This is a genomic window from Methylibium sp. T29-B (genome assembly GCF_000576225.1).
Classification (GTDB): domain Bacteria; phylum Pseudomonadota; class Gammaproteobacteria; order Burkholderiales; family Burkholderiaceae_C; genus Methylibium; species Methylibium petroleiphilum.
In genome coordinates, this window is the sequence record NZ_AZSN01000167.1 from 1 (window position 1) to 7,747 (window position 7,747).

6 protein-coding genes are annotated in these 7,747 nt (G+C 56.7%); all 6 read right to left on the reverse strand.

The genetic code is table 11. The features are described from left to right. Window positions 1–564 (reverse strand): DUF1329 domain-containing protein (locus Y694_RS18310; protein ID WP_036235143.1); only part of this gene is annotated, 564 nt, incomplete at its 3' end. A gap of 144 nt (window positions 565–708) precedes the next feature. Continuing rightward, a complete protein-coding gene (locus tag Y694_RS23700) occupies window positions 709–2,559 on the reverse strand; it encodes a DUF1302 family protein (RefSeq protein WP_081782272.1) in 1,851 nt (616 codons plus the stop codon). A 22-nt stretch (window positions 2,560–2,581) separates the two neighbouring features. Continuing rightward, window positions 2,582–3,457, reverse strand: a complete 876-nt coding sequence (locus tag Y694_RS23705) for a YCF48-related protein (RefSeq protein ID WP_231497765.1) — start codon at window positions 3,455–3,457, stop codon at window positions 2,582–2,584. 215 nt (window positions 3,458–3,672) lie between these two features. Next, entirely contained in the window at window positions 3,673–5,040 is a 1,368-nt protein-coding gene (locus Y694_RS18320) for a DUF1329 domain-containing protein (protein ID WP_036235141.1), read from the reverse strand. Between the two features lie 56 nt (window positions 5,041–5,096). Beyond that, the gene (locus Y694_RS26175) at window positions 5,097–5,876 is read right to left on the reverse strand and encodes an efflux RND transporter permease subunit (RefSeq protein WP_231497766.1); all 780 of its coding nucleotides are present in this window, start codon (window positions 5,874–5,876) and stop codon (window positions 5,097–5,099) included. Further along, window positions 5,846–7,516, reverse strand: a complete 1,671-nt coding sequence (locus Y694_RS18325) for an RND family transporter (protein ID WP_231497767.1) — start codon at window positions 7,514–7,516, stop codon at window positions 5,846–5,848. The genes Y694_RS26175 and Y694_RS18325 overlap by 31 nt, the downstream gene beginning before the upstream one ends. Window positions 7,517–7,747 lie beyond the last annotated feature (231 nt).

The window sequence follows — 7,747 nt, forward strand, 5'->3', positions numbered from 1 at the left end:
GCGCGCACAGTACTGCAAGTTTCCGGAGGGGTCGAGGTCATACTCCTTGCTCGCGTAGAGTGACACATCGTGTCGCCCCCAGCTCAGCGTATGCGCCGCGAACATCTCGAGAGCTGACGTAGGCTCTGGGAAAGGATTGCCGCCGATCCACGGCTTGCCTTCAGTTGTCACGATATTTCCCGTAGCGTCGAACCGCGCTTTGCCACGATTGCGCGCCGTCGCCTCCAGATACGGTAGCGGATTCAAACGACTTAGGTCCGTCGTGGTCGGCGCCAGCACCAGCTTGCGCCCCATCGTTGAGATCTGCCGAAAGCGGACAGGGTCTAGCAGATCCTTCACTAGTGCTACGTTGGTCGCATCGATCACGTCACCGGATTTGAGCTTTCCTTTTGAATAGACCTCAATCGATAGCAGCTCGTCTGGGTAAGCTGCCGCGACTGAACCAGTCCGCAGGAAAGCGCCCCATGCCGAACCCAACACGCCGGCACGCAGAAGCCCCTTGCTAGTAGCATCAAGGAAGGCTCTACGGCTGTAATCGCGATCGAAACGCAAGAGGTGCGCCATGAACTATCCGTGTAGGCCGCTGCAACGGCATTGAGGCAATTTACAAACAAAAAAGCACCGGCTGCGCAAGCGGCCGGTGCAAGTCGCAGTCGAATCCCGACCCCCTGCTGCGAGGCTGGATCGACTCACACCATGACTAGACACTCAGAACTGATAGGCCACACGCGCAAAGATCTCGTTGTTGTGCTGCAGGCCATCGACAAAGTCGCGATACTCGCCCTTGTGCTGTGAGTACACCGCGTTGAGATACAGGTCCGCTTGGACCGACTTGGTAGGCTTCCATCGCACACCTGGCTGCATGTACCAGCCACCCTTGGTATCGGTCAAGATCGCGAAATCGAAACGATACTCAAGCGTTGGCGAAGGCTGCTGCAACGCCAGCGCGAGCGCATTGAATCCACCAGACTGCCCCTTCGGCGCCTCTCCAGGGGTGTTGTCCACTCCTCCCAAGTACCGACCAAACAGATCGCTTCGCGACTTATGGAGCCACTGCGCTACAAAGTATGTAGCCGGAAAGGTACTACTGAACTTGTGATACTTCTCCAGAATGAGTGCGAACTGATACTCATCCTTCTTGATGTAATCACCCAACGTCGGATTGGTGAATCGCTTGTCTGGCGTGTACGAGAACTCAAACCGCCCAATCAGCTGATCGAGCAGAGAATCTTGCTCGCCTGAGAAGACTCGATTGATCCCACCGCCGAACACAGATTCGCGCTTGTACTCCCGACTGATCCAGCCACGCAGCGGGCCAGCGACACTCGGCGTGAAGAAGGTGTCCAGAATGCACTCAGCGGCAGCTCTACTTCCGATCTGGAAGTTGCCAAGCTCAGCGCGCGAAGCACCGCACGTCGTTGCCAGACCCACCAGACCGTACGGATCTCCGTTCGTGCCGATGAAGTTCATGGAGGTCGCCACAGCCTCAAAGCCGTTCAGCCGCGAGTTGGCCGCCCCCTTGAACCACTCCGCCGAGCTATAGACACCGGTTGGGTTCATCGCAAACGCGGTGCCTGGAAGCGTTCCGGGGCCTTTGGCGGCTGACCACTTGTACACGCCGTCCGGATTGATTCGATTGATGGCAAAAGCCTGGTAGCCGAAGCCGCCGGCCTCCCCCTTCAACCGAAATCCGACATTCCACTTGTTCTTAACTTCGTCGTAACCAGGCCGCTGATCGACAGTGAACTGATCCTGGACGAGGTTGTACGCAGTCTCACCGTTCGGCAGGAGAGTGGGCGCGAAGCGCTGCACGAACCCGTCGACGTCCGTTGTCTCATTAACACGGTAGTTCGCACGTAGACCGAGCGACGAGCGACGCGTGTCGGAGTACTCTTCTGCGGCAACACCAAACAAGTGCCCCCGGAGATCCAGTCCATTCGGCTGGTCAGCTACTCGGAAGAAAAGTGCTTCACCCCAAGCGATCTGCTGATTTCCGGCGCGGATCCACAGTGGCCCATTGTTGTAGTCGACATAGAACGCCGGCAGATCGATAAGCGCGCGGTCGTTCGCGTAAGCCAGCGGGCCACCGGCAGTGCCGCCGAACTGTTGCCTAAAGCTACTACCGGAGTTGAAGTCGCCCGAACCAGTACTGAGACCACCGACTGTACGCGTTCCGTAGATGTTGTCGACTACTCGTGTCTCGTCCAGAATTCCGCGAACCTTGATCGTTGCCTTCAAAGATTCGGAGAGCTTGCCGTCGAAATTGAGATCGATCCGCGTCGCGAACCAGTTGATGTGAGCGTCTTCCTTGAAGGCTGCCGGCCGCGTCAGAGTCGATCCCGGGGCAGCCAGCGCACTGTGATTTGTGTACGTAATGCCATTCTGTTCATTGCCGTACTGGTTATTGTTGTTCTGATCGTCGGTTGTCTTTACCGCTAGTTCTTGACGAACGAAGCCGGAAACCGCCCACTCTGCCGCATGAGCAGAGCTGACTAGAGCCAGCAACGCCGCTGCAGCAACTGCGTTTCGCTGCAAGATTCTTGTGCCGTTTTCACTCACGATGTTTGTCTCCTAGTTTTAGTCAAAGATCAAGTTCAAGAATCGATCCGCCTGCTCCAACCGCAATCAGGCGTCGCCTCCCACCCGTCTGTTCGCTAACCGCCAGGGCCTGATACCAGGTGTTGCGCACCAGCTTCGAGTTCACCGTGTTCCACGTCGCGCCGCCATCTCGGCTGATCACAACTGCATTAATTCCGCTCGCTATCACCTCTCCATGAGGTGTCGCACTTATCCCAGTCAAGATGGCGTTTGTTCCAGTCTTCAACGATTCCCACGTAGTACCGCCGTCGGAGCTGCGCAGAATTGCGCCGCTTTGCCCGCTGGCATACATCTTTCGACCGTCGGCGACGAAAAGACCAAACAGCGAGCGCTCGCCCTTGTGCAACGTCTTCCATGGGGCACCATCGCTGGCGCGCAAGACGAGCTCAAACTCGCCAATAGCAGTCGCGGTTCCGCCTTCATCGACGTGAACACCGTAAAGATGCGGCTCAGCACCGTCCTCCGTGATACCGCTCCAATCAACGGTCTGAACTGCCCAAGACTGCCCCCAGTCAGTCGACTTCAGAATGGTTCCGAAGGCACCTACGGCGTAAGCAACGCCGTGGCGATTGACGTCCACCGCTAACAGGCGCGACTTGGTCACGGACGCTGCTTCTTTCCACGTCTTGCAATCCGCCGCGACGTACACCAATCCGGTCTGCCCGACAGCAATGCATCTGCCTTCCCGCATCGCGATGGCCATCAGCGCAAGGTGCTTCATCGGAAAGGGCTGCGCCTGCCACGTCGCACCGCCGTCGCTCGTGCTCAGCACATTGCCGAATGCCCCTACGGCAATGCCTTTTCCCCCCTCAAACGTTACGTCGTAGAGCGCATCGTGCGCCGTACCGTGGCGAAGCAACTTGGCTCCAGGAGATGAGCCTAACGGCGCTGCAAGCGCTGGAGCAGCCAATGCTGCTGCCGCAGCGGGCATCCCACCATCGGCATACGCGGCCGATGGGATGACCCCACTGCAGAGCAACGCGGAGGCCGCTGCGAGCCGAATGAGCAGCGCGCTAGGCTGAACCAGGCTACAACGAGCGATGCATCGCTCGCCTTGACGACGCGCCGACATGCTCAAGTCCCCAGACGCTGCAGCGCTTGCTCGGTCAAGTACTTCTCGTAGAACCCCTCAACGTTGTAGCCTTGCGTGAAGCCGCCGGTGATGCTCTTGGCTTGCTCAAACCGCGTCATCCGCCCATCCTGCACGTTGTGGAACATGCACGCGGTCCAAGACCAAGCAGTGTGCTTGCCATCCATCAACTTCTTGTCGCCCTTCTCGTAGAGACTGAAATGCGTCTCCAGCGACTTGAAGAGTTCGCCACGACGGTCATACGTGGCATACGCAATGAACATCATGTTGCGCACATCGACCCACACTCGCTTCTTGCTGACAGGGGCACGCGGGAATCCGACGGGCTCTGCTTCAAAGATCACGACATCAGGGCACAGCTCCATGTTTGCGTCATAGAACGTAAGGCCCTTGGGGCCACCGTGCACGGGTCGCTCCCAATTCGGATGATCCCCATACCACGTTTGCGAGACCCCGCCCAACAGAGGACCGCGGCCGACAATCTTGTAGTTCCCCCAAGTGAGCATTGGGTCGCCGGACGCCCACGCATCCGAGAGATAGAAGTTGATGCCGGCAGCAATCGGCTCGAACCGTTGGTTCGTCGGGAACTTTCGTACACGCTTGAACGCCGGCAGATAGCCCACCAACTCCGGGAACTTGCGTTGGTCGTAGTACCAAGTACTGAGATAGCTAGTTCCTCTTGAGTCGCTCGGCGCGGTGAAGAGGACCGTATTGAAGCGAAGCTTGTCCTCCGCACCAGGAAACACCTTGCCATCAACACGTGACTGGGTGTTCTGCTCGATCCAGACGAAATCGTACTGATAGCTAAGCGAACCATCAGGAGCAACTTCCTGGTCTCGCATACAGTAGAGCGAATTGTCGTGGCGCCCCCAAGAAAGCGTCAGATTCGCAGCCACCTCGGCTCCCGTCTTCGCATCGGGGAACGGATTACCACCAATCCATGGCTTGCCATCCAGCGTGACGATGTTTCCGTCCGCATTGAGCTTGGCTTTACCCTGGTTCCGCAGAGTAGCTTCAAGATGCTCATACGGGTACATCCTCGTCACATCTCGCGTAGTCGGCACGATCTTGATCTTCCGACCCATCTTCTTGATCTGCATGTACGCGACTGGGTCGAGCAGATCTTTAACAATGTCGACATTTTCGGCAGTAACGAAGTCGCCAGTTTTGACCTTCCCCTTCGACCAGGCATCTACCGACAACAATTCGTCGGGGTACGCCTTGGTGATATCCGCGGAGTTCCCGATCATCGGCCATAGAGGCCCCAGAACGCCGGCTGTCGCGATCCCTTTCGCGGTCTGCTCCAGGAAGAAGCGACGGCTAAAATCGTGGTCATACTTTCTGATATGCATAGTTGTCTCCTACGTTGTTTTCACGAACAGCAATCTTCAAGCATCGCGCATGAAGGTTAAGCAGGAACCGCAATCTGCGGTCTTTTCTCTACGGACTCCGATAGTCCCGTCATGTCGCTGTCTAGGAACCTCGGCCTAATCAGGTAGACCAGCAGCGGAAGAAGAATCAGAGCCAAGACCATGTTGATGAACATCACGATCACGAGAAGCAGCCCCATATCAGACAAGAACTTCAGCTCGGAAAGGAAGTACCAAGGAAGAAGACCAATAGTCATCAATGCCGCAGTAAAGAAAATCGCCTTTCCGCAGGTTGCAAGCGATATCCGGATAGCTGCACCAACATCCTTCTTTGCCGCGCCTTGGTACTCTTCGCAGATTCTGGTGAGCAGGTAAATTCCGTAGTCGATGCCAACACCAATCCCAATAGCAAGAATTGGGAGCGTGTTCACATCGAGGCCGAGCCCTGCGAGCGACATCGCGGCCGTTAGCATGGTGTTGGCCAGGTTTACGGGGATCAGAAGTAGCAATCCAGCGACAATCGATCGGTAGGCCAATGAGCACCCAATCAGGATGACAAGATTCAGTGCGCCAATGATTCGTGACTCGTAGCGCACCACCGTGTCGTTAATAGATTGCTGCAGCGCAATCGTTCCAGATGCCAAGCGAACTCGGAAGTTTGGATGCTCAGCTCCGATTTTCTCTACACATGCGTTTGCCTGCTTTAGAGCGTTGTCTACCGTATGCTGCTTGTTGTTCGCGTACCAGAGAGAAACAGTCGCGTTACGCTGCTCAAAGTCAGAGACATTCAGGAATGCCTTGGCATTTGTTCCAGCCATAAGCCTGTGACAGCAGCAGCCACAGCTGAGTCTTCGTTGTCGAGAGGCGCCCACTTTGGGTTGCCCCCGTTGAAAACTCGATTCGCCTCTGGCACGAGATCGGCGAAGGACAGCGTAGCCGTAGGTGGGTTTGGGCTTGCCTCCAAGCACTGCTGCAGATCGCGCATCGCAGTGATGGTTCCCGTTTGGCGGACGATACGGGCGCCACCCGTACCTTCGAAGACGACCTCCATCGTCATTGATCCAGGAAAATTTCTATTGATCTCGCGAACCGCAGCATTGAACTTTGACTCGTAACGCAGCAGATTCGTCCCTTCCACCGGGTTCCCGACTGGAATACGGAGCATGAAGTAGATCGAAACTGCAGTGATAGCGATGAACACTGCTGCGGTGTATCGCGCGGCACTCCCGTGAGCCAGGCCAGCAAAAACTTTCAGCGTGTTCTGCATGCCACGCTGAAGTGGTCCACTTTTTCCGTCGCTGCCGAGGACGTGCGACAGGTTCTTCGGTCGAGGCAGCAAACTCAGAACAATCGGCGTCAAGAAGACACTGCACGGGACGAGATTCAGAGCCCATAGCCCAGTGAACAGTGCGAAGCGCTCCATTGCTGGGATCGGCGCGAGCGCGACAAGCAGTAGACCGCACACATCGGTGAAGATCCCCAGAGTACCGGGCGCAACAAGAGAAACAAGCGAAAGCTCAGCGGCCCTACGCTGCTCGTAGCCGTCGTGTAGCAACTCGTAGTAGCGTTCGGTAGCCTGCACGCAATGGCTGAAGCAGCGCGCGATGAGCATCAACGGCACGACCATCAGCAATGGCTCGACAGGAAGCCCAAGCCAACCGACGAGACCGAACCCCCAGATCGTTGATACGGAGCTCACAATCAGCGGACCAACGATGCCCGACAAGTTGCGCATGTGCAGCGCCAGCATCACGAACATGAGGAGCAGCGTGAGACCGAAGATCTCAGCCGTGTTCTCACCAAAGGCGTAGATCCATCCCGTCATTACCGGAAAGCCGGCGACGTGAATCTCATGCTGGCTGTCCTGCTCTTTCTTGACGATCTCTTGAATGAAATCGAACGCCTTTCCGTAGTCGAGGTTGTTCTCGATGAATGTGGCGTTGATGAGAGTTGCCGTGTGATCAGACGAAACAAGGAACGTAGTGGCAGCCGCCGACTCCCCGACTCGGCGCCGGATCTCGGCCAAGTCTGCATCCGACTTGGGCGGCTCTTCATCCATGATCGGATTCGAGAAGATCCCGTCAGGAGTAACGACCGTGTACCGAGCTTTAGACGATGCAATCGACAAGATCTGGTCATGGTCGACGCCAGGCGCTAGGTCGATCTCGCGTGATAGACGCCAAACCTTATCCAGCGTGTCAACCTGAAAGACGTCCTTGCCATCTGTGCGCTTGACCATCAGCGTGACGGTCAGGGGACTGCCAAAGTTCGGGTGGTCTTTGAAGACCTTGACGAAGGGGTGATCCTTAGGAAAAAGGTCTGAGAAGATCGTCTTGATCTCAACCTTGGCCATGCCAACAGCAAAGAACGCTGTGATCAATGCCATAACAAACAGAATTGGCCATCGGTATCCCAGCGTGAACCGGGCGATCCGGTGTCTCAGGTCATCTTTACCCATCACATCCTCAAGAAGCTTGGCAACGCCGGCGAATCTCTCTGCTCGGATCGGAGCACCGCTTTGGCGCCGATCTACTCATCGTCCCATCGGGCGGTCGATCACGCCCCCCTCGAAGGTGAGGTTAAGGGGGGGAATGGGGAGGCGACGCGACCCGCATCGACCTGGTCACTGCGGTTGATCTCCGCGTCGCGAACGAACGGACCAAGGCGCCGGTATCGGTTGGTTGAGGAC